Source organism: Pseudomonas sp. G5001, assembly GCF_013385475.1.
Classification (GTDB): Bacteria; Pseudomonadota; Gammaproteobacteria; order Pseudomonadales; family Pseudomonadaceae; genus Aquipseudomonas.
This window is the reverse complement of the sequence record NZ_JACAPZ010000062.1, coordinates 60,970-61,175: the sequence shown is the minus strand read 5'-3', so window position 1 is coordinate 61,175 and position 206 is coordinate 60,970. Positions and strand designations below refer to the sequence as shown.

Sequence of the window (206 nt, the reverse complement as noted above, 5' to 3'; positions counted from 1 at the left end):
GGCTTGAGTGTTGAAGAGCAAAATCAAAAGCTAAAGCGGGCACGGTCCAAATGTGGGAGCGGGCTTGCTCGCGAAGGTCGTTAACGATGACGCGGGCATTCTGGATGAACGCGGCGCTCTCAGGTTTTTCGCGAGCAAGCCCGCTCCCACAGAAAAGCAGATCTGTTTTCGCTCTGGTCTTTGCTTTTGCTTTTAACACTCAAGCC

Annotated in this window: 1 protein-coding gene; it reads right to left on the bottom strand. The window is 52.9% G+C overall.

Annotated features, from left to right (window positions below; translation table 11 throughout):
* A partial coding sequence (locus tag HX805_RS32270; protein ID WP_218167471.1) for a hypothetical protein occupies nt 1–199 on the bottom strand: 199 nt, incomplete at its 3' end.
* Nucleotides 200–206: the final 7 nt, after the last annotated feature.